The following is a 21,260-nucleotide window of genomic DNA, read 5'->3' as shown; positions in this document are numbered from 1 at the left end:
CGACCCAGCGCCGGGTGCCGCAGTGACAGCGTCACACGAGTTTGCGATCATTTGCGGCATGGAACCCATCACCTCCATCGACCGCTACGAGCCCGACTATGCCCACAGCTGCGAGGTGTGCGGCAGCACGCCGGTGGTGTCGGGCGTGAAGAACGGCAAGACCGTCTACGTCGCCACCATGTGCGGCCCCTGCCTCTGGAACGAGCCCGGGGCCGGCGACCCGGCGACCTGGAACGAGGCCTCCGGGGCTTGAGCACCCTCGCCGCCGCGCGCGGCTACTTCCACTCGAAGAACTCGCCGCGGGTGTTGCCCTCCGAATCGACCTCGAACTCGAACAGCACCGCCAGGCTGTTCAGGCGCGCCCACCTGGGCGAGGTCGTCTGGCAGTACACCGCGCCGCGGTAGCTCACCGCGCCGCCCTTCTGGAGCGTGCCCACGCCCTGCCCGACCCAGCTCAGCACATCGCCCTCCCGGCTCATCGTGATGCCCTGCCCTTCGCCGAACAGGGATCCGTCGGGCCGCACGACCGCGACGTAGGTGCCGGTCTCCGTGTCGGCCACGCCCAGCAGGGAGCCGCTGCTCTGGAAAGAGGTCTCCATCTTCGGCCCGCCGCCCAGATTGGGCAGCACCCGCTGCGTCGTCACCCTGCCCCGGCCTTCACCAATGCGCTCGCCAAGCATCTCGTTCTCCTTCACGGCGCCATGCGGCCGTGCCGGCTAAACATAGTTCGCTGTCCGGTGCTCTGCAAACCTTTGCTCAAAAAAAGAAGCGGGCGCAGGTTGTCCTTCTTAAAACAAAAGAATTAATCAAATTCAGGGTTTTGGTGCGGGAATCATTGGTGCTTTCGGGTTACTCACCAGGTAGCCGGCATCCAACGAACCGCTCCACATGCAAGTCCCTACTCGCGCACGTTTCTTCTCGCTCGACCCGACCGGAACTAGCCGCGCGTGGCACACGTCATCACAGACGGCGCGAAACGTCGTTTTCGGCGACGAGGGCTTCTGCCAGATCTTGAGCGACGAAACGGTGCTCCTCCAGGTTGATCCTTCAGCTCCGACCGACACCAGCTTCCAAGCCCAGGCTCGAATGGAATGGCTGTTGCGCAGAGAAAACCCGGACATGCGCGAGTTCATCCTCCAAGCGTTGGCCAAGGGCCCGAACATTGGCATCGATGCCTGCGCCTTGCGCCATGCGCTTCAATTGAGTCCGCCGCAAATGGCCGTGCTCCGCTACGGCTTCTTTGCCAGGCCCCTGCGCAGGCTGATCGCGGAACAGCCGCCATTCCTGTCGCCCTGCCCCATGGTGGTCGATGCATTGGTGCAGGACGTCGATGACCACAGCGCGTACCTGTCGATCCATGACGTGCAGGCGATGGTCATGACTGCCGCCATCGAGGTGGGACGGCGAATGTCTGAAGACGTGAATTCGAGCTACACGCAATTGCTTCAGATCACGATGACTCGCACGGCTGGCCATTTCAGCAACCGGACATTGGACAACGATCCGTGGTTGACGCCGCGTGGGATGGGCTCCATCGAATCGCATGTCACCGGTCGACTCGCGAAAGCGAACGACGTCTTGCCGGCCCTGCTCAGGGCACCCGCGCGCTGGCTGGACATGCTGCTCAGTCAGGCAATGGCTGACGTCGAACAGTTGCCCTATGAGGACAAGCATCGGCTGGTGGCGATCATCCTGGAGGCCTATGAAAAGCTGCTGAACCAGTGCTTCGCTCTGACTCTAGACCCCAAGATCGAAGCCGGCGCCCAGGTCATCGACCGTGTGCTCAACGGGCTCAAGCGAAATCAGTTCGAAATGCTGCTCACGATGTCACGCAATTGGTTGAGATCGAATCCGCCGAATCTAGCAGCTTCTCAGCGCCTTGCCGTGCTGTTCCTCGTGGGTGGGCCAGTCCCGAAGCTCGACGATCAAATCGAACTCCTGCCTTCCGAAATTCCGCCGAGTCTTGCGCCTTACACCGACCGCATTCGAGCCAACGTTTTACGCTGGAAGATCCAAAACATCAGCGATGGTGTGCTAGCCAAGCTCTGGCCAAAGCCAACCATTGACTTGACGTAACCCAAGCGAGGCTCGCGGCCGGTCTTGAGGACTGCAGACTCCTTCGTGCGCTCAGGCGTCCACCTTCACCTTCGCATCCCGCACCACCCGCCCCCACTTCTCGATCTCGGCCGCGATGAACTTCTGGAACTTCTCCCGCGACCCGCCGCCGTCCTCGGCGCCGTAAGTGTCGAGCCGCTCCTGCACATCAGGCATCGCCAGCACGGTGTTCACGTCGCGGTTGATCTTGTCGGCGATCGGCGTCGGCAGCTTGCCGGGCCCGGCCAGGCCGTACCAGGTGGTGGCCTCGAAGCCTTCGAAGCCCTGCTCCTGCATGGTCGGCACGCCCGGGTGGCCCTTGGCGCGCTTCAGCCGCGTCTGCGCCACCGCCGTCACCTTGCCGCTCTTCACATGCGGCGTGGCGGCGGTCATGGTCTCGAAGCTGTACTGGATCTGGTTGCCCATCAGGTCGGCCAAGAGCGGCCCGCTGCCCTTGTAAGGCACGTGCAGCGCATCGACCTTGGCCTGCAGCTTGAACATCTCCAGCGCCAGGTGCTGGGCCGAGCCGGCGCCGGCCGAGCCGAAGCTCACCTTGCCGGGCTCCGCGGTGCACAGCGCGACGATGTCCTTCACCGTCACCGCCTTCTGCGCCGGGCCCGCGATCAGCAGGTTGGGCGTGACGCCCACCAGCACGATGGGCACGAAGTCGCGCTCCACGCTGTAGCGCAGCTTGGGCTGCAGGCTGGGCGCGAGCGCATGGCTGTTGATGTGTGCCATCAGCAGCGTCGAGCCGTCGCTCGGCTGCGTCGACACGTACTCGGCCGCGAGCACCCCGGCCACGCCGCCCTTGTTCTCCACGATCACCGACTGGTTCCACATCACCGAAAGCTTCTGCGCCACCACCCGCGCCAGCGCATCGGTGCCGCCGCCCGGCGGAAAGCCCACCACGATGCGCACCGGCCCGTTGGGCCATTCCTGTGCGAACACGCGCGGCACGCCGAGGGTGGCGGCCGCGGCGCCCGCGGCCTGGATCAGGGAACGTCGTTGCATGGATGGGTCTCCTGGTTGTGGATGGGCTCGAATGCCCGAATTCAGGCCGCCTTCTTCAGCGCCGCCGGCGCCGCATGGCTCGCGAAATACGCCATCGCCGCCTGCACGCCGCCGCCCGCGAACTTCACGCCCGCGAGCTTCAGCCCCATCTCCACGCCCGCCACCATGGCCACCAGCGTGAGGTCGTTGCTGTCGCCCAGGTGGCCCATGCGGAACATGCGGCCCTTGAGCTTGCCCAGGCCGGTGCCCAGCGAGAGGTCGAAGCGCTCGTGGATCAGGCGCCGCAGCGCGTCGGCATCGACGCCCTCGGGCGTGATCACGCCCGTCAGCACCGGCGAATGCACGGCCGGGTCGGCGCACTGCGTCGGCAAGCCCCAGGCCTGCACGGCAGCGCGCACCCCCGCGGCCCAGCGCTGGTGGCGCGCGAACACCTGCGGCAGGCCCTCGTCCAGCAGCATGTCCAGCGACTCGGCCAGGCCGTACAAGAGGTTGGTGTTGGGCGTGTAGGGCCAGTAGCCGCTCTGGTTCATCTCCACGATCTCGTCCCAGGCCCAGAAGGCCTTGGGCAGCTTCGCCGACTTGCTGCGTTCGAGCGCCTTGGGCGACAGCGCGTTGAAGCTGATGCCCGGCGGCAGCATCAGCCCCTTCTGCGAGCCGCTGATGGTCACGTCCACGCCCCATTCGTCATGGCGGTAGTCGGCGCTGGCCAGGCCCGAGATGCTGTCCACCATCAACAGGGCCGGATGCCCGGCCGCATCGATCGCGCGGCGCACTGCGGCGATGTCGGAGGTCACGCCGGTGGAGGTCTCGTTGTGCACCACGCACACGGCACGGATCTTCTTCTCCGTGTCCTGGCGCAGACGTGCTTCGACCAGGTCGGCCTGCACCCCATGGCGCCAGCTGCGCGGCAGCCCGGTCTCGTCGACTCCCGGCAGGGCCAGGAACTCGGGCTCCAGCCCCAGACGCAGCGCCATCTTCTGCCACAGCGTGGCGAAGTGGCCCGTCTCGTACATCAGCACCGCATCGCCCGGGCTCATCACGTTGGCGAGCGCCGCCTCCCACGCGCCGGTGCCCGAGGCCGGATAGATCACCACCGGGTGCCGGGTCTGGAACACCTGCCGGATGCCCGACAGCACCTTCAGCCCCAGCGCGCCGAACTCGGGCCCGCGGTGGTCGATGGTGGGCAGGCTGATCGCGCGCAGGATGCGGTCCGGCACCGGGCTGGGGCCCGGAATCTGCAGGAAATGGCGGCCGGTCGGATGGGAGTCGAGTTGCAGCATGGGCGGTCCTTTCTTTTTTAGTTTTGCATGCAAAATTCATCCGGCCATGATGGATTACCCTGAAGAGCCGCTGTTGATGTGTGTCAGTTTTGCATTCAAAATGCGTTCAGAGGAAATCAAGCCATGGCAGAAGTGATCGAAATCTCACGGCTGGCGCTGCACGACCAAGTGGCCGCGCGCCTGCGCACCATGCTGGTCGAAGGCCAGATCGCCCCCGGTGCCAAGCTCAACGAGCGCGAGCTGTGCGAGAAGCTGCGCGTTTCGCGCACGCCACTGCGCGAGGCCATCAAGCTGCTGGCGGCTGAGGGCCTGGTCGACCTGCTGCCCAACCGCGGCGCGGTGGCCGTCAAGCTGACCGAGGCCGACATCCAGAACACCTTCGAGCTGCTGGCCGCGCTCGAAGGCATGTCGGGCGAGCTGGCGGCGCGCCGCATCACCGATGCCGAGCTGGCCGAGCTGCGCGCCCTGCACTACGAAATGCTGGCCAGCTTCGCGCGCCGCGATCTCTCGGGCTACTACCGCATCAACGCGCGCATCCACACCGCCATCAACGACGCCGCCAAGAACCCGGTGCTGACCAGCACGTATCGCGCGATCAACGCACGCGTGCAGTCGCTGCGCTTTCGCACCAACCAGGACGAGGCCAAGTGGAAGCACGCGGTGGCGGAACACGAACGCATGATCGAAGCGCTCGCCGCGCACGACGCCACGGCCATGCGCGAGGTGCTGGTCGAGCACCTCAACCGCAAGCGCGACACGGTGCTGGCGCTGCTGCGCGCCGGCGAGATCTACCCTGAGGCCCTGGCGGGCAAGCGCTGATGCGCATCGATCCCCCCAGCCATCTGCAGCCGGCCGGCACCGTGCTGCCGCCCAACGAGGTCTGCGCCGCGCTGGCGCGCCGCCTCGCAGCCGAGACCGAGGGCGAGGTCCTGTTCGACGCGGCCTCGCGCGGCCGCTACGCCACCGACGCCTCCATCTACCAGATCATGCCGGTGGGCGTGCTGGTGCCGAAGAGCGAGCGCGACGTCGCCACCGCCATCGACATCGCGCGCGACCTGCAGGTGCCGGTGCTGGCGCGCGGCGGCGGCACCAGCCAGTGCGGCCAGACCACCGGCGCGGCCCTGGTCATCGACAACAGCAAGCACCTGCGCCGCGTGCTCGAGCTCGACGTGGCCGGGCGCCGCGTCACCGTGGAGCCGGGCCTGGTGCTCGACCATCTCAACGCCCAGCTCAAGCCGCACGGCCTGTGGTTCCCGGTCGACGTCTCCACCAGCGCCCAGGCCACGCTGGGCGGCATGGCGGGCAACAACTCCTGCGGCTCGCGCTCCATCGCCTACGGCAACATGGTGCACAACGTGCTGGGCGCGAGCGCCTGGCTGTCGGATGGCGAGCTGGTGGACTTCGGCCCGGTCGCCACGCTCGGCGCCCGCGCCGCCGACATCGCGCAGCACGTGAAGCAGCTGGCCCGCCAGCACCGCGCGGAGATCGCCGAGCGCTGGCCCAAGGTGATGCGGCGCGTCGCCGGCTACAACCTCGACATCTTCGACAACCAGAGCGAGCGGCCCTACACCGCCGACGGCAGCGTCAACCTCGCGCACCTGCTGATCGGCGCCGAGGGCACGCTGGCCTACACCCGCAGCCTGACGCTGCAGCTGTGCGAGCTGCCGCGCGCGAAGGTGCTGGGCGTCGTCAACTTCGCGAGCTTCCACGCGGCGATGGATTCGGCCCAGCACATCGTGAAGCTGGGCCCGACCGCCGTCGAGCTGGTCGACCGCACCATGATCGAGCTGAGCCTGGCCAACCCGGCCTTCAAGCCGACCGTCGAGAAGGCGCTGATCGGCAAGCCCGCCGCCATCCTGCTGGTCGAGTTCTCGGGCGAGGACCGCGCCGCCCTGCTGCAGCGCCTGCAGCAGCTGGCCGAGCTGATGGGCGACCTGGGCCTGCCCGACAGCGTGATGCGCATGCCCGAGGAGGCCGCGCAGAAGGCCCTGTGGGAAGTGCGCAAGGCCGGCCTCAACATCATGATGAGCCTCAAGGGCGACGGCAAGCCGGTCAGCTTCATCGAGGACTGCGCCGTGCCGCTCGAGCACCTGGCCGCCTACACCGACGGCCTGACCGAGGTCTTCGCGAAGCACGGCACGCGCGGCACCTGGTACGCCCATGCCTCGGTGGGCACGCTGCATGTGCGGCCCATCCTCGACATGCGCATCGACGGCGCCGCGAAGATGCGCGCCATCGCCGAGGAAGCCGGCGAGCTGGTGCGCAAGTACAAGGGCGCCTTCAGCGGCGAGCATGGCGACGGCCTGTGCCGCGGCGAATGGATCGAGTGGCAGTTCGGCCCCGCGATCAACGAGGCCTTCCGCGCCATCAAGAACAAGCTCGACCCGATCGGCCTCTTCAACCCCGGCAAGATCATCGACCCGCCGAAGATGGACGACGGCGCCCTCTTCCGCTTCGCGCCCGCCTCCGCGCCGCAGCCCTACAAGCGCATCCCCATCACCCCCGTGCTCGACTGGTCGGCCTGGAACGTGCAGGCCGACCCGGTGACCGAGGAGACCACCCCGCCCGGCAGCGGCGGCGACGTCACCGGCGGCTTCGCCAAGGCCGTCGAGATGTGCAACAACAACGGCCACTGCCGCAAGTTCGACGCCGGCACCATGTGCCCCAGCTACCGCGTCACGCGCGACGAGCAGCACCTCACGCGCGGGCGCGCCAACACGCTGCGGCTGGCGCTCTCGGGCCAGCTCGGCCCGGGCGCCTTCACCGGCGAGGCCGTTCGCGAGGCCATGGACTTGTGCGTGGGCTGCAAGGGCTGCAAGCGCGACTGCCCGACCGGCGTGGACATGGCGAAGATGAAGATCGAGTTCCTCGCCCACTACAAGAAGAAGCACGGCCACACCCTCGCGGATCGCCTGGTCGCCCGGTTGCCGGAGTACCTGCACGCCGCCAGCCGCATGCCCTGGCTCTTCAACCTGCGCAACCGCCTGCCCGGCGCCGCCTGGCTGGGCGAGCGCCTGCTGGGGCTGTCGGCCAAACGCTCGCTGCCCGAGTTCCGCACCGACACCTTCTGGACCACCCCCGACCCGACGCTCTTCACCAGCCGCGACATGGTCATCGCCGCGGCTTGCAGCGGCCGAAAGTCGGCGGTGCTCTTCGTCGACACCTTCAACGGCGGCTTCGAGAGCGAGAACGCCTGGGCCGCCGCGCGCGTGCTCAAGGCCGCGGGCTATCTGCTGCACACCGTCGAGAAATTCAGCGGCCACCATTGCTGCGGCCGCACCTACCTGGCCAACGGCATGGTCGACGAGGCCAAGGCGCGCGCCGGCGCGCTGATCGATGCGTTGCTACCGCTGGCCGAAGCGGGCGTTCCCATCGTGGGCCTGGAACCTTCATGCCTGCTGACCCTGCGCGACGAGACCCTCGCGATGGGCCTGGGCGACAAGGCGAAGACCGTCGCGGCCCAGGCGCTGCTCTTCGAGGAGTTCATCGCGCGCGAGATGCGCGTGGGCCTTTTCAAGCTCGCCCTCAAGCCGGCGGAGAAGCCCATCCTGCTGCACGGCCACTGCCACCAGAAGGCCTTCGGCGCGGTCAGCCCCATCCTCGAGGTGCTGAAGCTCATCCCCGATGCGAAGCCCGAGCTGATCGAGAGCTCCTGCTGCGGCATGGCCGGCAGTTTCGGCTACGAGGCCTCGCACTACGAAGTGTCGATGCGCATGGCCGAGGCCGCCCTGCTGCCCGCGGTGCGCAGCCAGCCCGACGCCATCGTGCTGGCCGACGGCACCAGCTGCCGCCACCAGATCGCCGACGGCGCGCAGCGCCAGGCGGTGCATGTGGCCCGGCTGCTCGACGCGCTGATCGCCTGAAGCGGACCGGCGCCGGAGCGCCCCCCGCTACGCCTCGCCGTCCTCGATCTCGCCCCGGATCTCGTTGGCGAGCCGGACCGCTTCGGCCAGGTGCGACGGCTCCAGCGCATGCAGCTGCGCGAGCAACGCCAGCACCTTGCGCCCCTTGGGCAGCAAGTGCCTTCGACCAGCCGGCGATCGACGGTGCTGGGCTTGCGCCTGACCAGGCCCGCTTCCTCGCAGCGCGACACCAGCGCCACCACCCCGTGCGGCTGCGCCTGCAGCCGCTCGGCGATCTCGCCGACCGAGGCCCATTCGCGGCCCCTCCGATGTGCTCGCCCCCTCACCCCGCCTCCGGCACCCCCGCCCCCCGCGCCGGCCCCGCGCTCATCGCCCACTGCACCGCCAGAATGCTCACCAGCACCGCGACCAGCCCGACAAACGAAAGACCCCGCATCGCCTGCCCCAGCAGCGCCCACCCCAGCACCACCGCCGTCAGCGGGCTCAACAGCCCCAGCGATGACACCGCCACCGGCGACAGCCGCGCGATCCCGCGGAACCACAGCGCATAGGCCACCAGCGCACCGACGATCGAGAGATATGCATAGGCCCCGACCTGCGTCCCGGTCAGCACCGGCAGCGGCGGATCGAAGGCCCAGGTCATCGGCAGCAGGATCAACCCACCCAGCAGCAACTGCCAGCCCGTGAGAGCCAGCACCGGCATGCGCGGCTGCCAGCGCCGCGTCAGGTAGGTGCCGGCGGCCATGAGCGCCGCGCCGGCCAGCGCGGCGGCAATGCCGACCCCATCCCACGCCGAGCCCGGCGACAGCAGCAGTGCCGCCATGCCCGCGATGCCCAGCACCGCCGCACCGACCGCGAGCTGCGGCGGGCGCCGATGGTCCAGCGCCCATGCCAGCCCCATCACCAGCAACGGCTGGATCGCACCCACCACCGCCGCAAGCCCGCCGGGCAAGCGGTAGGCTGCCACGAACAGCAGCGCCTGGAAGAAGCCGATGTTCAGCGCCGACAGCACGAACACCCGGCCCCATTCGCCCCGCGCCGGCAGCCGGCGGCTGAACAACACCAGCAGCAGCCCGGCCGGCAGCGCGCGCAGCAGCGCCGCGGTGAAGGGCCGGTCCGGCGGCAGCAGCTCGGTGGCCACGATGTAGGTCGAGCCCCAGATGGCCGGCGCGAAGGCGGTCAGCAGGACATCGCCCCAGGAGACGGAAGCTTGGCGACTGGACATGGATTTGTCTCTAGTTCAAGATAAATCGAGCGTAGCAGATAATCTCGACATCAAGATAAACGGGGGCTTTTTGCATGGCTGCGAAGAAGCGGGCCGCGGACGCGGTCGATGCCATCCTCGACCAGTGGCGCCGCGAGCGCCCGGATCTCGACGTCGGTGCGATGGGCACCATCGGCCGCATCAAGCGCTGCGCCGCGCTGCTGCAGCGCGAGCTCGACCGCTGCTTCTCCGACTTCGGCATGACGCGCTGGGAATTCGACGTGCTCGCCACGCTGCGCCGCTCGGGCGCGCCCTACTGCATGGCACCCACGGAGCTTTTCTCATCGCTGATGATCAGCTCGGGCACGATGACCCACCGCCTCAAGGGCCTGGAGTCGCGCAGCCTGGTCAAGCGCGTGCCCAACCGCGACGATGCGCGCAGCATGCTGGTGCAGCTGACGGCGGCGGGGTTGAAGCTGATCGATCGCGCGGTCGACGCGCACGTGGCCAACGAGCAGCGGCTGCTGGCCTCGATCAAGGCCGCGGACCTCGCGGCACTCGATGCCCGCCTGGCGATCCTGCTGGCCGCGCTGGAGCCGAAGGAGTAGTCGATGCGGCTCGATGACCCTCTGCGCGCCTCGATCGCCGAACGACTGCGCTGCTTCGAGCTGCAGCCGCTCCCTGCGCCCGGCTCCCGGCGCGCTGCCGTCGCGCTGGCGATCGTCGAGGAAGGCTTCGGCGCCGCGCTCCCCGGAATCCCCGCGCCGACGGCGTGGAGCCGCGAAGCCGCCGTACTGCTGACGCGGCGCCCCACGCACATGCGCAACCATCCGCGGCAGTGGGCCCTGCCCGGCGGAAGCATCGACGGCGACGAAACCCCCGAGCAGGCCGCGCTGCGCGAGCTGCACGAAGAAGTGGGCCTGCAGCTCGACGAATCGGCGATCCTCGGCCGCCTCGACGACTTCGCGACGCACTCCGGCTTTGCCATCACACCGGTCGTCGTCTGGGCCGGCGCCGCGCGCGAGCTGGTGCCGAGCGAGGCCGAGGTCGAGAGCATCCACCGCATCCCCATCGCCGAGTTCATGCGCGCGGATGCGCCGCTGCTCGACGCGATCGAGGACAGCGTGTACCCCGTGCTGCGCATGCCCGTCGGCGACACCTGGATCGCAGCGCCGACCGCCGCCTTTCTCTACCAGTTTCGCGAGTGGTGCTTCGCCGGGCGCATGACGCGCGTCGCGCACTTCGAGCAACCCTTGTTCGCGCGGAAATAGGCGCGAACACGCCGAGGGCCTGGACCCGTGACCCCTGTGTTCTGCCAGTTGTAGGCATCGCGGCGCTCAGGCCCGCGCCGGCCTTCTCGCGCCGCGCCGCGCCGGCCCCGACGGCCCCACCTCCCCGCGCGCCGTCTCCTCCAGCAGCTCCAGAAAGCGCTGCGCCAGCGGCGGCAGCGCCACCCCCTTGCGCGTCAGCGCGCCGATGGTGCGGGTGAAGCGAGCGTCCGCCATCGGCAGCGGCGCCAGCCCTTGGCCGCTCGCCATGCCCAGTTGCGACTCGCTCATGATCGACACCAGGTCGCTCTGCGCGACCAGCCGGTTGAGCTGCCCGCCCGCCGTGTTGCTCACCTCCACCGTCACCCGCGGCGGCGGCAGCCCGGCCTCGGCCAGCCGCCCCTCGACGCTGCGCCGCGCCGCGACCGCCGGCCCGGGCAGGATCCACTGCGCATCGACCAGGTCCGCCAGCCGCAGGCGCCGCTTCGACAGCAGCGGGTGGTGCTCGCGCACCACCAGGCACAGCGCGTCGTCCATCAGCGGCAGCGCCTGCAGGTCCGGCGGGATCACGCCGGGCAGCGCGTTGATCGACAGGTCGATGTCGCCCAGCCGCAGCGCCGCGACCAGCGCATCGTTCAGGTTCAGCATCAGCCGCAGCCGTGCCGCCGGCCGCTGCCGGTGCAGCGCCACCGTCGCCGGCACGAACAGCCGCTGCGCATAGAGCGGCGACACGCCCACGCGCAGCAGTCCCAGCTCGCCGAGGTGCATGTCCGCCGCCTCCTTGATCGCATCGCCGAGGCTCGCGCGCAGGGCCTGCGTGCGCTCGCGGAACTGCGTGGCCACCGCCGTCAGCTGCATGCCGCGGCTGCTGCGCTCGAAGAGCGGAAAGCCCAGCTCCTTTTCCAGCCGCTGCAGGCCCTGCGTGATCGCCGGTTGCGACACGTTCAGCGCCGCGGCCGCGGCCCGCACCTTGCCGTGCGCGGCCACCGCCAGGAAGTAGTCGATGTCGTCGAGCCGCACGCCCATGTGGATGTCTCCGAGGCCCCGCCGGGTGATCACGCCAGCTTATCAAACCCGGCCGCTCGCTTATCCACCGGCGCCCCTTTGCTTCCTAGACTGCCAGCCATACGAGACACCGGAGACACGAAATGAACCTTGGCATGTACACCGCGCGCAGTGCGCGCTTCTGGGCCGACCGGCCCGCCATCCTCTTCCGCGACCGCGCCCTGAGCTACGCGGAGCTCGAGCGCCGTTCCAACCGCCTCGCGCACGCCCTGCTCGCACTCGGCCTGCAACGCGGCGACCGCGTCGCCGTGGTTTCCCCCAACCGGCCGGAGATCGTCGAACTCGAATGCGCGCTCTACAAGGCCGGCCTGGTCAAGGTCGCGCTCAACTCGCGCCTGGCACCGGCCGAGCTGGCCGATGCCCTCGCCAACGCCGAGCCGGCCGCCTGCCTCGCCGGCCCCGAGCATCGCGCCATGGTGGACGAGGCCGCCGCCCCCGTGCCGGGCCTCAAGCATCGCATCGCCTTCGCGCCCGCGCCGGCCGAGGGCGGCTGGCTCGACTACGAAGCCCTGCTGGCGCAGGCCTGCGACGCGCACATCCACGTCGAGATGCGCCCCGACGAGCTTGCCGTGCTGCATTACACCTCCGGCTCCACCGGCAAGCTCAAGGCCGCGATGCAGACCGTCGGCAACCGCATGGCCTCGCTGCGCAAGATCGTCATGGGCCGCATGCATGCCCAGCGCAACGACGTGCTGATGCTGTGCGGCCCCATCACCCACGCGAGCGGCATGTTCATCCAGCCCATGCTCTACCAGGGCGTCACCGTGCTGCTGATGGAGCGCTTCCAGCCGGCCGAGATCCTGGAGGCGATCGAGAAGCACCGCGTCACCATGTGCTTCTTCGTCCCCGCGATGATCAACGCCCTGCTGGCCGAGCCCAGCATCCGCACCCGCGACCTGAGCAGCCTGCGCCTGGTCTCCTACGGCGCGGCGCCGATGTCGCCTTCGCGCATCCGCGAAGCCTGGGCCGCCTTCGGCCCGGTGATGGCCCAGGGCTACGGTGCCGGCGAGACCACCGGCGGCGTCATCGCCCTCGGCATCGACGACCACGCGCTCGCCATCGAAGGCGGCCGCCCCGAGCTGCTGTCCGCCTGCGGCCGTCCCGCCTGCGAATCCGACGTGCAGGTGCTCGATGCGCGAGGCCGCCCGGTCGAGGGCGAGGAGATCGGCGAGATCTGCGTGCGCGGCCCCGACGTCTTCGCCGGCTTCTGGCGCGCGCCCGAGCCCACCCGCGAGGCCCTCGGCGAAGACGGCTGGCTGCACACCGGCGACCTCGCGCGCGTGGACCGCGAGGGCTACATCCACATCGTCGACCGCAAGAAGGAGATGCTCGTCTCCGGCGGCTTCAACGTCTACCCCACCGAGGTCGAGGCCGTGCTCGCGCAGCACGACGCGGTGTACGAGGTCTGCGTCATCGGCGTGCCCGACGACCACTGGGGCGAATCGGTCAAGGCCATCGTCGTGCTGCGCGAAGGCGCCCGCGCCGAGGCCGGCGAGCTGATGGACTTCTGCCGCGGCCGGCTCGCCGACTTCAAGCGCCCGCGCTCGGTCGACTTCACCGAGCACCTGCCCAAGAACGCCAACGGAAAGCTCTCACGCAAGGATGTGCGCGAGCCCTACTGGCGCGGCCGCGAGCGGCGCGTCAACTGAGCGAAAGACCACCATGGACGCCACCACCACCCCCGCCCCGCAGCGCAGCAGCCCCACCGCCGCGCTCTTCGAAGGCTCCGAAGCCGCTCGCGCGTTCATCGCGCGCGTCGAGGCCTTCATCCACGACGAGTTGCAGCCCCTCGTTGCCGAGCACGGCATCAGCTACGAATCCGGCGCGCCGCGCCCGCTGCTCGAAGAGGTCTGGCGCCGCTCGCGCGACCAGGGCTTCTACGGCATCACCCTGCCGAAGAACCTCGGCGGCGCCGGCTTCAGCGTGCTGGACCACTGCCTCATCAAGGAGGCCATCTACGCCACCGGCTCCCCACTGGCCGCGCACGTGCTCGGCGAGCTCTCCGGCCCGCCCCGCGTCGGCGCGCTGGCGAAGTACGCCACGCCCGACCAGATGGCGCGCTTCATCCTCCCCGTGGCCCGCGCCGAGAAGGCCATCTGCTTCGCCATCACCGAGCCCGAGGCCGGCTCGGATGCCGGCGCCGTGCAGACCCGCGCCGAACGCGTGGGCGACGAGTTCGTGCTCAACGGCACCAAGCGCTTCATCTCCGGCTCGCCCTTCTGCGACATGGCCGTCGTCATCGCCTCCACCAGCGACGACCCCGCGCGCCGCGAGACCACCGCCTTCTTCGTCGAGCGCGACCGCCCCGGCTTCCGCGTCGAGAGCGGCTACAAGACCCTGGCCGGCCAGTCGGGCACCGGCAACATCATCCTCACCGACTGCCGCATCCCCGCCGCCAACCTCATCGGCGAACAGGGCAAGGGCCTGGCGCTGGCGCTCGGCCGCATCACCGTCAACCGCCTGCTGCACTGCCCGGCGATGCTCGGCCTTGCGCGCCTCGCGCTGCAGGATTCGATCGCCCATGCCACGCGGCGGCGCCAGTTCGGCCAGCCTATCGGCGCCTTCCAGGCGGTGCAGCACATGCTGGCCGACATGGCCACCGAGCTTGCCGCCGCCCGCGCGCTCATGCTCAGCGTGGCCCGCACCCTCGACGCCGGCGGCGAGGCCCGCGCCGACGCCTCCATGGCCAAGCTGTTCTGCTCCGAGACCGCCTTCCGCATCGCCGACCGCGCCGTGCAGGTGCATGGCGGCGAGGGCATCGTCCAGGGCAGCCGCGTCGAGTTCTTGTTCCGCCTGCTGCGCATGTACCGCGTGCTCACCGGCACCAGCGAAATCCAGCGCAACACCATCGCCCGCGAGCTGCTGGGCGATGCCCTGCGCTGACCCATAAAGACCCAAGGAGACAAAACATGAAAGCCATCACCCGTACTGCTGCCTCGGCCCTCTTCTTCGCCGGCGCCGCGCTTGCCGCCGCCACCGGCGCGCAGGCGCAGCCGGACTATCCCTCGCGCCCCATCAAGTGGATCGTGCCCTACCTCGCCGGCACTGCGCCCGACACCACCGTGCGCATCACCGGCGACGCCATGTCGAAGATCCTGGGCCAGCCCATCGTCGTCGAGAACCGCGGCGGCGTGGCCGGCAACCTCGGCGCCCAGCTCGCCGCCAAGGCCCCCGCCGACGGCTACACCTGGGTGTATTCGAGCTCGCCGATGGCAACCAACATGCGCATGTACCGCAACCCCGGCTTCGATGTGATGAAGGACTTCGTCCACGTCGGCCGCATCACGCAGTCGGATTCGGTCATCGTCGCGCAGCCCGACTCGGGCATCGGGAACGTCAAGGACCTGGTCGAGCGCCTGCGCAAGAACCCCGGCAAGCTTGCCTATGCCTCCGGCGGGGTCGGCAGCCCCTCGCACATGGGCGCCGAGTTGTTCCTCGCGGCCACCAAGACGCAGGCGCTCCACGTGCCGTACAAGGGCGCCTCCGAGTCCACCAATGCCGTGGCCGGCAAGCAGGTCGACTTTGCCATCGCGCTCGTCAGCCCCGCGCTGCCCCACATCCAGGGCGGCAAGCTCAAGCCCCTGGCCGTGCTTTCGTCCCAGCGCAACGCGCGCCTCGACAAGGTGCCCACTCTGGCCGAGGCCGGCGTGCCCGGCATCGCGCTCGTCTCCTTCGGCGGCCTGGCCGTGCCCAAGGGCACGCCGGCCCCGGTGGTGCAGAAGATGCGCGACGCCCTCGCGCAGGCGCTCGCCATGCCCGATGTCCGCGAGAAGCTCGAAGCCGCCGGCGCGTCCGTGGTGCCCAGCACGCCGGAGGAGTTTGCGCAGAGCCTGCAGGCGGAGATTGCGCTGACGGAGAAGCTGATGAAGGCGGCGAATATCGAGGCGCAGTAGCGGCGGCGCCGGGAGCCGCATGCCCGCGCGGCACACGCGGCCACGGCGAGGCCGCTAGCATCGACGGGTGCCACTGCCTCCCATCACCGATGCGTTCTCGGCCCGCAAGGTCCTGCAACAGATCGAGGCCCGCCTCCGGGCCGAGGGCGTCGAGGGCTTTCGAGAACCGCCGGAGGAACCCACCAGCTGCTGCGGGCGGGGGTGCGAAGGGTGCGTTTGGGAGGGCTACTTCGCGGCGGTGGGGTGGTGGCGGGATGATGCGCTGGAGCTCCTGGCACGCGAACGAGGCTGAGCGGCGTACGCGCATCGCCGTGCGGCTGAACGAGGACCGAAACGTGGTGCATGCGCGAGCGGTGGGGACGAAGATTTGCTTCAACACGACGCCGGGGGATACGGCGGAGGCGGTGCAGAGGTGGGTGTAGCCTCGCGCGCGACTGCTCCTCTGACCATCATGTGGTGTTCTTGCCCGCGCGGACCTGGAGCGCCATCCAGCCCGATGGCGTGATCTCGCTCACGACAACGCCGGGTTGCGGGAATCCGCCTCGGGGGTCGAAGACGACCTGCATCACCGCCTTGGCTTGGCCTGCGTGGACTAAAGCGCAGATGGCTTCAATGTCTTCATCGTCCGTAAGGACGAGCGGGAGGGATGAATCGCGATCTCTCTGCGCAAGGTGCGGCGGCCCGAGGGCACCGTGATCCCTGCTTTCGATGGCTGCGTTGAGATGCGGCTTGAACACCACGTGAGTGTCCCGGCGTTCGCATCCGGAGTACACACACTATCGGTTTGATATGAGAAAGTCGGTCGGCTGCCAATTGTTGCTTTGCAGCGGTTGCAGTCTTTCCCGGCCGCTCGGCGAGCTCACGCTATGAGGCCGATTTCGGTCATCTACGTGCCAAGGAATCTCAGCATCGACGACCGGTCTCAAGGTGGTGCGGACACGCAGAGCACCAGCGCGAGCACACTTTACATGTTGAGCTTTCAAGGCAGCAGTTCCGCGTACGTCTGTCGGTCGGCGGCATAGCAGCGGCACGCCATCGCCTCGAGCCCGCGGCGATCGAGCACCGTCAGGTCACCGCGGTGGTATTCGATCAGCCCGCTGCGCTGCAAGGCACTGGCCGCCGTCGTGATGCCGACGCGGCGCACGCCGAGCAGGAGGGCAAGAACCTCGTGCGTCACATGGAAGCTGTTGGAGTGAGCGCGGTCCTGGCTCATCAGCAGCCAGCGAGCCAGGCGCGGACCGATCAGATGAAAGCGCAGGCATGCGGCCGCAGCGGCCAATTGAGACATCAGGACATAGATGTAGCGGTCCAGACTGCGACGCAGTGCCGCGCTGCGTGCAAGTTCACGCCGCAGGTCAGCCGTGGCTATGCGCCATGCTGCTCCGGGGCCTTGCACCAGTGCGTGCAAGGGCACAGTGGCCACGCCCAGGGCCAGTTGCGCGCCCAGCATTCCCTCACGGCCGATCATGCCGACTTCGAGTCCGGTATGGCTGTCGGTCCGCGCGACCAGCGATATGAAGCCGTCGATCGGGAAGTAGGCATGCTGAGTCGGCTTGCCGGGATCGCACAGGACCTCGGCGAGCACCAATTGGATCGGCTCGCACAGGGCCAGCAAGCTCCGGCGATCGTTGCGAGGAAGCAATTCGATAAGGTGGTTCTCGACGGTGCCCAATTGGCTCTCCGATCTAGCACTCGCAAGTGCGTTGTTCCCACTCCTTGGCGGTCCAGTACCGAACGCGGCCGCGCGCGTAGCAGATCAGCCCGGCTTGCTTCGGAGCGCGGCGAGCAGGTGCTTCCTTCTTGAGGCAGGCGGAACGGCCATCAGGGAGCTCCAGGGTAGGTCTGGCTTCCAGGATTACCGTGGTGCTGCTCTTCATAGCACTTGCAGGAGCATAGGCTGCCGATACCGTCTTGTATGTTCGCCAGCGCACAGACGATCGCCATCGTTTGACTAGGATTGCAGGTGGGGCGTCGTGCCAACTGCCGAATTCAATGGCGGAGATCGCGTAGTCCCATAACAGACCTCATGATGCAACTCCATCTGCTCGATCTGCCCTGGTGGGGGCTTGTGCTGGCCACGCTGGGCTTGACCCACGTCACCATCGCCGCGGTCACCATTTTTCTGCATCGGCATCAAGCGCACCGCGCGCTGGAACTGCATCCGCTGGCCAGCCACTTTTTCCGCTTCTGGCTGTGGCTCACCACCGGAATGGTGACCAGGGAATGGGCGGCGATTCACCGCAAGCATCACGCCCGCTGCGAAACCCCCGAAGACCCCCACAGCCCGCAGGTCCATGGCATCGGAAAAGTGCTGCTCGAAGGCGCCGAGCTTTATCGCGTGGAAGCCGGGAACGCCGAAACGCTCGAACGGTATGGCCGCGGAACCCCCGACGACTGGATCGAGCGCACGCTGTACGCACGACACCCGGTATTGGGCATTGGCCTCATGCTGGGCATCGACATCGTGCTGTTCGGCCCGATCGGAATCACCGTGTGGGCGGTGCAGATGCTGTGGATCCCGGTCTTTGCCGCGGGCGTGATCAACGGCATCGGCCACTATTGGGGGTACCGCAATTTCGCGTCGAACGACAGCTCCAGCAACGTCATGCCATGGGGCATCCTGATCGGCGGCGAAGAGCTGCATAACAACCACCACGCCTATGTGACCTCCGCCAAGCTGTCGAGCCGGTGGTGGGAGCTCGACATCGGCTGGGTGTACATCCGCGTGCTGGAGGTGATCCACCTGGCGAAGGTACGCAACGTCGCGCCGAGGGTTCGCTACGACCCGTCGAAGACCCGTTGCGACGTGGGCACGGTGCAGGCGGTCATCACCCACCGCTACGACGTGCTGGCCAAGTTTGCGAGGTCCTTGCGCCCGACGGCCGTGGAAGAGCTCCTCCGGCTGCGGGGCACCGGGATCATGACGAAGTCCAAGGCACTGGACCCTGTCAAGTACCTGCTGCAAAGGGATGCGACGGAGTTGCCGGAGAAGGAAAGCGCCGTCTTGCAGCAGGCTTTGCACGCCAGCACGGTCCTGAGCACCATCTACGCGATGCGACAGGATCTCACCGCCCTGTGGAGCCGATCTGCCGCCTCCAAGGAGCAGCTGGTGAAACAGCTGGAAGACTGGTGCGGACGCGCCGAGGACAGCGGCATTGGTGCGCTGCGTGCGTTTTCCCGGACGCTGCGCTGCTACGACTCACTGGCTGGAGAGATGAAATGACACTCGGAACAATTCTGCTGATCATTGTGGTCCTGCTGCTCATCGGCACGATTCCAACCTGGCCCCACAGTCGGGGATGGGGCTACGGTCCCAGTGGTGGCATCGGGCTGGTGTTGCTGGTCGTGGTCGTTCTGCTGCTGATGGGAAAGATCTAGCGCGATGCCGGAGACCCTGCTGGCTGGCGGCACGAAGACTCAAACGTGCCACCGTCATCCGTGCCCGGCGGACCACGCCAGCACACTTGACTGTTCGGTAGCGCACAGACGAGACGGTCCCGGCCTTTGTATAGTTTGAAGACAAGGCAATGCCGGCACTGAGCCTCAGGCGGCGCAGTGCTCGACCTGCGAATGCTCTACCGGCGCGCCTGGCAGAAGGGACTCGTATGAACAGGATTTTCAACCTCAAGGCTTCACTTCTTGTTGTTGCCATGCTGGTGCTGCCGCTCGCACAGGCAGCCAAGATAACCAAGGCCGACTACGAGGCCGGCAAGACCCGCATCAGTGCTGACTCCAAGGCCGACAAGGCGGCGTGCGCTGCGTTGACCGCCAATGCCAAGGACATCTGTCTCGAGGAAGCCAAGGCCAAGGAGAAGGTTGCGCGCGCCGAACTGGAATACGCCTACACCGCCAAGTCCAGCGACCAGAACAAGATGCTCAAGGCAAAGGCTGACTCGGCCTATGCGGTCGCCAAGGAAAAGTGCGACGACCAGTCGGGCAATGCCAAGGACGTTTGCGTCCAGGAGGCCAAGGCCATCCAGACCAAGGCGCTGGCCAACGCCAGGATGGGCAAGGAGATCGGCGAGGCCAAGGTGGATGCCAGCCAAGAGAAGCGCGATGCCGACTACAAGGTCGCAACCGAGAAGTGCGACGGTATGTCGGGTGATGCCAAGGCTGGTTGTATGGCGGCCGCAAAGGCAAGGTTCGGCAAGAACTGAGCCTCAGGACGCATTTGCATCCATCGGCTAGATGGGGAAGCGTCGCCGCACACTGGTGCGGCGGCGCTACCGTTTTGGCTTCAGGAATCAGCGTAGGGAACTCATCCCTGCACCAGGGGTTTTATTCATGATGTCGTCGACGGGGAATGCCTATCGCTCGCCCCGACGAGGCTTGCTCGACGGTGTTGCGTTCGCTCGGCGCTCGAGCCCTCGTCCGCTGAACGGTTCGACGTCCCACGGAGCCGGGGCCACTGACGGAGCACCACATGCATAAATTTCTATCCAACAACCGAGAGGAGTTGATTGCACGCTGCAAGGCGAAAGTTGCGCTGCGACCCAGACGGGCCGCGACCGCAGCGCAGCTGGCCAACGGCATTCCACTGTTCCTGGACCAGTTGATGAGAACGCTGGAAGCACAGGAAAACGGCGAGGTCGACGAGAGCTTCAGGATTTCCGGTGCCGCTGGCGGTGATGCGAGTGATTTGTCCGAGATGGGTCTGAGCGCCGCTGCGCATGGAAAGGAGCTCTTGGAGCTTGGTTTTTCCGTAGACCAAGTAGTTCACGACTACGGCGACCTTTGTCAAGCCATCACCGACCTTGCGGTCGAGCGCGATGCCCCATTCTCCGTCGATGAGTTCCGCACGTTGAATCGTTGTCTCGACAACGCCATCGCCGATGCAGTTACCGAGTTCGGCGTCTCGCGTGACGCGAACGTCGCTCTGCAGCAGTCCGCCGAGGAGAACGAGCGTCTCGGCGTTCTGGTACATGAGTTCCGAAATTACCTGCATACCGCAACGCTTGCGTTTGCGGCACTGGAATCGGGGAGGGTTCCAATCGGTGGTGCCACGGGCGCCGTGTTGAAAAGGAGCTTGGCTGCTCTGGCGGCCCTGCTCGACGTGTCGCTATCGCGGGTCAGAGGCGCAGTTGAAACGCCGCATGCGGAGCCTTTTTCGCTCGCGTTGTTTGCGGCAGAGGCCAGGAACGCGGCTTCGTTGGACGCGAGCGCAAAAGGCTGCACGTTTTCGGTCACCGACGTGGACGCCACGCTGGGCATTTCTGGGAATCGAGAACGTCTCTTGGCAGCCTTGGTGAACTTGCTCCACAACGCATTCAAGTTCACCCACCCTCAAACGGAGGTCACGCTGAGCGCCTATGCCAAAGGTGACCGTGTTCTGGTCGACGTCAAGGACAACTGCGGGGGGCTCCCTCCAGGCGCTACCGCAAGCATCTTTCGGCCTTTCGTGCAGGTCGGCGACGATAAGAGCGGGTTGGGGCTTGGTCTTTCCATCGCGCGACGGCATGTCGAGGCTGACGGCGGTGTCTTGAGCGTGCGGGACGTACCTGGCATCGGATGCGTTTTCACCATCGAACTGCCGCGCAGGACGCTTCAGTAGCAAATCCTGTCGCCCCTGCCCCGGCCAGTTC

Annotated in this window: 22 protein-coding genes and 1 pseudogene; 15 read left to right on the top strand and 8 right to left on the bottom strand. The window is 67.5% G+C overall.

Annotation, left to right across the window (positions count from 1 at the left end):
• The first annotated feature begins 58 nt into the window (after window positions 1–58).
• On the top strand, window positions 59–253 hold the full coding sequence (locus AC3A6X_RS28205) for a hypothetical protein (protein WP_487845248.1): 195 nt from the start codon (window positions 59–61) through the stop codon (window positions 251–253).
• Window positions 254–275: 22 nt separating this feature from the next.
• On the opposite strand, the gene AC3A6X_RS28200 is transcribed toward AC3A6X_RS28205, so the two are convergent.
• Window positions 276–680, bottom strand: coding sequence for a hypothetical protein (locus tag AC3A6X_RS28200; RefSeq protein WP_487845247.1), 405 nt, complete (start codon window positions 678–680; stop codon window positions 276–278).
• A 208-nt stretch (window positions 681–888) separates the two neighbouring features.
• Here AC3A6X_RS28200 and AC3A6X_RS28195 point away from each other — a divergent pair, with 208 nt between their 5' ends.
• A complete protein-coding gene (locus tag AC3A6X_RS28195) occupies window positions 889–2,076 on the top strand; it encodes a hypothetical protein (protein WP_487845246.1) in 1,188 nt (395 codons plus the stop codon).
• A gap of 51 nt (window positions 2,077–2,127) precedes the next feature.
• Here the strand turns inward: AC3A6X_RS28195 and AC3A6X_RS28190 are convergent, their stop codons facing one another.
• Both AC3A6X_RS28190 and AC3A6X_RS28185 read right to left on the bottom strand, forming a co-directional pair.
• Window positions 2,128–3,105: a Bug family tripartite tricarboxylate transporter substrate binding protein gene (locus AC3A6X_RS28190; protein ID WP_487845245.1), complete on the bottom strand. Its 978-nt coding sequence runs from the start codon at window positions 3,103–3,105 to the stop codon at window positions 2,128–2,130.
• Between the two features lie 41 nt (window positions 3,106–3,146).
• Window positions 3,147–4,385, bottom strand: coding sequence for a pyridoxal-phosphate-dependent aminotransferase family protein (locus tag AC3A6X_RS28185; RefSeq protein ID WP_487845244.1), 1,239 nt, complete (start codon window positions 4,383–4,385; stop codon window positions 3,147–3,149).
• Between AC3A6X_RS28185 and AC3A6X_RS28180 the strand changes: the two genes are divergently transcribed.
• From AC3A6X_RS28180 to AC3A6X_RS28170, 3 genes are read left to right on the top strand one after another with little or no spacing between them, the layout of a single operon-like run.
• A complete protein-coding gene (locus AC3A6X_RS28180; protein ID WP_487845243.1) occupies window positions 4,384–4,521 on the top strand; it encodes a hypothetical protein in 138 nt (45 codons plus the stop codon). The genes AC3A6X_RS28185 and AC3A6X_RS28180 overlap by 2 nt on opposite strands.
• Complete coding sequence (locus AC3A6X_RS28175; RefSeq protein ID WP_487845242.1) at window positions 4,509–5,204, top strand: GntR family transcriptional regulator; 696 nt, start codon at window positions 4,509–4,511, stop codon at window positions 5,202–5,204. Before AC3A6X_RS28180 ends, AC3A6X_RS28175 begins: the two co-directional genes overlap by 13 nt.
• On the top strand, window positions 5,204–8,248 hold the full coding sequence (locus AC3A6X_RS28170) for an FAD-binding and (Fe-S)-binding domain-containing protein (RefSeq protein ID WP_487845241.1): 3,045 nt from the start codon (window positions 5,204–5,206) through the stop codon (window positions 8,246–8,248). The genes AC3A6X_RS28175 and AC3A6X_RS28170 overlap by 1 nt, the downstream gene beginning before the upstream one ends.
• Before the next feature lie 27 nt (window positions 8,249–8,275).
• Here AC3A6X_RS28170 and AC3A6X_RS28165 read toward each other — a convergent pair.
• Together AC3A6X_RS28165 and AC3A6X_RS28160 are read right to left on the bottom strand one after the other, a co-directional pair.
• Window positions 8,276–8,550: pseudogene (locus AC3A6X_RS28165) on the bottom strand (MarR family transcriptional regulator); the annotation flags it as partial.
• A 20-nt stretch (window positions 8,551–8,570) separates the two neighbouring features.
• Window positions 8,571–9,473 carry an EamA family transporter gene (locus tag AC3A6X_RS28160; protein WP_487845240.1) on the bottom strand — a complete coding sequence of 301 codons (903 nt, stop codon included), beginning with the start codon at window positions 9,471–9,473 and terminating at the stop codon, window positions 8,571–8,573.
• A gap of 74 nt (window positions 9,474–9,547) precedes the next feature.
• Between AC3A6X_RS28160 and AC3A6X_RS28155 the strand changes: the two genes are divergently transcribed.
• Window positions 9,548–10,060: a MarR family winged helix-turn-helix transcriptional regulator gene (locus AC3A6X_RS28155; RefSeq protein WP_487845239.1), complete on the top strand. Its 513-nt coding sequence runs from the start codon at window positions 9,548–9,550 to the stop codon at window positions 10,058–10,060.
• Window positions 10,061–10,063: 3 nt separating this feature from the next.
• A complete protein-coding gene (locus AC3A6X_RS28150) occupies window positions 10,064–10,723 on the top strand; it encodes an NUDIX hydrolase (RefSeq protein ID WP_487845238.1) in 660 nt (219 codons plus the stop codon).
• A gap of 66 nt (window positions 10,724–10,789) precedes the next feature.
• Here the strand turns inward: AC3A6X_RS28150 and AC3A6X_RS28145 are convergent, their stop codons facing one another.
• A complete protein-coding gene (locus tag AC3A6X_RS28145; protein ID WP_487845237.1) occupies window positions 10,790–11,779 on the bottom strand; it encodes a LysR family transcriptional regulator in 990 nt (329 codons plus the stop codon).
• Window positions 11,780–11,868: 89 nt separating this feature from the next.
• Here AC3A6X_RS28145 and AC3A6X_RS28140 point away from each other — a divergent pair, with 89 nt between their 5' ends.
• The 4 genes from AC3A6X_RS28140 (at window position 11,869) to AC3A6X_RS28125 (ending at window position 15,970) form a co-directional block, all read left to right on the top strand.
• Window positions 11,869–13,434: an AMP-binding protein gene (locus AC3A6X_RS28140; RefSeq protein ID WP_487845236.1), complete on the top strand. Its 1,566-nt coding sequence runs from the start codon at window positions 11,869–11,871 to the stop codon at window positions 13,432–13,434.
• Window positions 13,435–13,447: 13 nt separating this feature from the next.
• Window positions 13,448–14,668, top strand: a complete 1,221-nt coding sequence (locus AC3A6X_RS28135) for an acyl-CoA dehydrogenase family protein (RefSeq protein WP_487845235.1) — start codon at window positions 13,448–13,450, stop codon at window positions 14,666–14,668.
• Window positions 14,669–14,694: 26 nt separating this feature from the next.
• The gene (locus tag AC3A6X_RS28130) at window positions 14,695–15,678 is read left to right on the top strand and encodes a Bug family tripartite tricarboxylate transporter substrate binding protein (protein WP_487845234.1); all 984 of its coding nucleotides are present in this window, start codon (window positions 14,695–14,697) and stop codon (window positions 15,676–15,678) included.
• A gap of 67 nt (window positions 15,679–15,745) precedes the next feature.
• Window positions 15,746–15,970 (top strand): oxidoreductase-like domain-containing protein, encoded by a 225-nt coding sequence (locus AC3A6X_RS28125; RefSeq protein ID WP_487845233.1) that lies wholly within the window; start codon window positions 15,746–15,748, stop codon window positions 15,968–15,970.
• 157 nt (window positions 15,971–16,127) lie between these two features.
• Here AC3A6X_RS28125 and AC3A6X_RS28120 read toward each other — a convergent pair whose 3' ends face one another.
• Both AC3A6X_RS28120 and AC3A6X_RS28115 read right to left on the bottom strand, forming a co-directional pair.
• On the bottom strand, window positions 16,128–16,418 hold the full coding sequence (locus tag AC3A6X_RS28120) for a hypothetical protein (protein WP_487845232.1): 291 nt from the start codon (window positions 16,416–16,418) through the stop codon (window positions 16,128–16,130).
• Window positions 16,419–16,657: 239 nt separating this feature from the next.
• Entirely contained in the window at window positions 16,658–17,350 is a 693-nt protein-coding gene (locus AC3A6X_RS28115; protein ID WP_487845231.1) for a Crp/Fnr family transcriptional regulator, read from the bottom strand.
• Between the two features lie 357 nt (window positions 17,351–17,707).
• On the opposite strand from AC3A6X_RS28115, the gene AC3A6X_RS28110 reads away from it, so the two are divergent.
• From AC3A6X_RS28110 to AC3A6X_RS28095, 4 genes are all read left to right on the top strand, one after another.
• On the top strand, window positions 17,708–18,901 hold the full coding sequence (locus AC3A6X_RS28110) for a DesA family fatty acid desaturase (protein WP_487845265.1): 1,194 nt from the start codon (window positions 17,708–17,710) through the stop codon (window positions 18,899–18,901).
• On the top strand, window positions 18,898–19,056 hold the full coding sequence (locus AC3A6X_RS28105; protein WP_487843492.1) for a DUF3309 family protein: 159 nt from the start codon (window positions 18,898–18,900) through the stop codon (window positions 19,054–19,056). The genes AC3A6X_RS28110 and AC3A6X_RS28105 overlap by 4 nt, the downstream gene beginning before the upstream one ends.
• A gap of 149 nt (window positions 19,057–19,205) precedes the next feature.
• Window positions 19,206–19,835: a hypothetical protein gene (locus AC3A6X_RS28100; protein ID WP_487845230.1), complete on the top strand. Its 630-nt coding sequence runs from the start codon at window positions 19,206–19,208 to the stop codon at window positions 19,833–19,835.
• A gap of 266 nt (window positions 19,836–20,101) precedes the next feature.
• Window positions 20,102–21,229 carry a sensor histidine kinase gene (locus AC3A6X_RS28095; RefSeq protein WP_487845229.1) on the top strand — a complete coding sequence of 376 codons (1,128 nt, stop codon included), beginning with the start codon at window positions 20,102–20,104 and terminating at the stop codon, window positions 21,227–21,229.
• The last annotated feature ends 31 nt before the right edge of the window (window positions 21,230–21,260 follow it).

This window comes from Variovorax sp. Soil_C_12, assembly GCF_057657375.1.
This window is presented reverse-complemented; position numbering and strand designations above follow the sequence as displayed.

What these genes read in the sequence shown, in the direction of transcription:
- AC3A6X_RS28205 (WP_487845248.1), top strand. Translation starts at nt 59, where the DNA reads ATGGAACCCATCACCTCCATCGACCGCTACGAGCCCGACTATGCCCAC.
- AC3A6X_RS28200 (WP_487845247.1), bottom strand. Translation starts at nt 680, where the DNA reads ATGCTTGGCGAGCGCATTGGTGAAGGCCGGGGCAGGGTGACGACGCAG.
- AC3A6X_RS28195 (WP_487845246.1), top strand. Translation starts at nt 889, where the DNA reads ATGCAAGTCCCTACTCGCGCACGTTTCTTCTCGCTCGACCCGACCGGA.
- AC3A6X_RS28190 (WP_487845245.1), bottom strand. Translation starts at nt 3,105, where the DNA reads ATGCAACGACGTTCCCTGATCCAGGCCGCGGGCGCCGCGGCCGCCACC.
- AC3A6X_RS28180 (WP_487845243.1), top strand. Translation starts at nt 4,384, where the DNA reads ATGGGCGGTCCTTTCTTTTTTAGTTTTGCATGCAAAATTCATCCGGCC.
- AC3A6X_RS28185 (WP_487845244.1), bottom strand. Translation starts at nt 4,385, where the DNA reads ATGCTGCAACTCGACTCCCATCCGACCGGCCGCCATTTCCTGCAGATT.
- AC3A6X_RS28175 (WP_487845242.1), top strand. Translation starts at nt 4,509, where the DNA reads ATGGCAGAAGTGATCGAAATCTCACGGCTGGCGCTGCACGACCAAGTG.
- AC3A6X_RS28170 (WP_487845241.1), top strand. Translation starts at nt 5,204, where the DNA reads ATGCGCATCGATCCCCCCAGCCATCTGCAGCCGGCCGGCACCGTGCTG.
- AC3A6X_RS28160 (WP_487845240.1), bottom strand. Translation starts at nt 9,473, where the DNA reads ATGTCCAGTCGCCAAGCTTCCGTCTCCTGGGGCGATGTCCTGCTGACC.
- AC3A6X_RS28155 (WP_487845239.1), top strand. Translation starts at nt 9,548, where the DNA reads ATGGCTGCGAAGAAGCGGGCCGCGGACGCGGTCGATGCCATCCTCGAC.
- AC3A6X_RS28150 (WP_487845238.1), top strand. Translation starts at nt 10,064, where the DNA reads ATGCGGCTCGATGACCCTCTGCGCGCCTCGATCGCCGAACGACTGCGC.
- AC3A6X_RS28140 (WP_487845236.1), top strand. Translation starts at nt 11,869, where the DNA reads ATGAACCTTGGCATGTACACCGCGCGCAGTGCGCGCTTCTGGGCCGAC.
- AC3A6X_RS28135 (WP_487845235.1), top strand. Translation starts at nt 13,448, where the DNA reads ATGGACGCCACCACCACCCCCGCCCCGCAGCGCAGCAGCCCCACCGCC.
- AC3A6X_RS28130 (WP_487845234.1), top strand. Translation starts at nt 14,695, where the DNA reads ATGAAAGCCATCACCCGTACTGCTGCCTCGGCCCTCTTCTTCGCCGGC.
- AC3A6X_RS28110 (WP_487845265.1), top strand. Translation starts at nt 17,708, where the DNA reads ATGCAACTCCATCTGCTCGATCTGCCCTGGTGGGGGCTTGTGCTGGCC.
- AC3A6X_RS28105 (WP_487843492.1), top strand. Translation starts at nt 18,898, where the DNA reads ATGACACTCGGAACAATTCTGCTGATCATTGTGGTCCTGCTGCTCATC.
- AC3A6X_RS28100 (WP_487845230.1), top strand. Translation starts at nt 19,206, where the DNA reads ATGCCGGCACTGAGCCTCAGGCGGCGCAGTGCTCGACCTGCGAATGCT.
- AC3A6X_RS28095 (WP_487845229.1), top strand. Translation starts at nt 20,102, where the DNA reads ATGCATAAATTTCTATCCAACAACCGAGAGGAGTTGATTGCACGCTGC.